Annotated in this window: 1 protein-coding gene; it reads left to right on the top strand. The window is 47.1% G+C overall.

The genetic code is table 11. From position 1 onward, the window contains the following. Positions 1–142: 142 nt before the first annotated feature. Positions 143–577, top strand: coding sequence for a GNAT family N-acetyltransferase (locus tag D779_RS21965; protein ID WP_081763646.1), 435 nt, complete (start codon positions 143–145; stop codon positions 575–577). Positions 578–595: the final 18 nt, after the last annotated feature.

Genomic DNA, 595 nt, shown 5'->3' with positions numbered 1-595 from the left:
GCGTCGTTTAGGTCGTGGTTTTGACTTTGCCATAGCGGAGCCCGTCTGTCTTCACGTCCCCAAGGGAGGAGGAGGGTCTGAACGCTTACGCTCCAGTTTGGTTAGGTATACATAGGCATTAAACTTTCAATCAGGTTTGGTGATGAATATTGAGATCGTAGAAAAAGTAGATCATCTTAAGCTAATAGAAATCTGGGAAGCCTCGGTCAGGGCAACCCATGATTTTCTGGATGAAGATGATCTGCAGGCGTTAAAGCCGTTAATTCTGGAGCAGTATTTTGATGCTGTTGATTTGATATGCGCTAAAAATGCTCATGGTGAGATTCAGGGATTCTGTGGTGTCCATGAAGGTAACATTGAAATGTTGTTCATCTCACCTGATGTTCGCGGAAAAGGCATTGGTGCCATGTTATCAGCTTATGCTATCAAAGAGCAGGGGGCATCTAAGGTCGATGTGAATGAACAGAACGACCAGGCGCTGGGTTTTTACCAGCATATTGGCTTGGCTCTTTCTGCGTTTCAGACAGTTCCGGGATTGGGTGACAGCGAACCGGAGAATCGAGCAGGTCGCGCATAACACCAGCGAGAGGGCTAC

Origin of the sequence: Imhoffiella purpurea, from assembly GCF_000585215.1 — a bacterium.
In the GTDB taxonomy this organism is placed as follows: domain Bacteria; phylum Pseudomonadota; class Gammaproteobacteria; order Chromatiales; family Chromatiaceae; genus Imhoffiella; species Imhoffiella purpurea.
The sequence above is the reverse complement of the archived record's forward strand: the minus strand, read 5'-3'. Positions and strand labels throughout refer to the sequence as shown.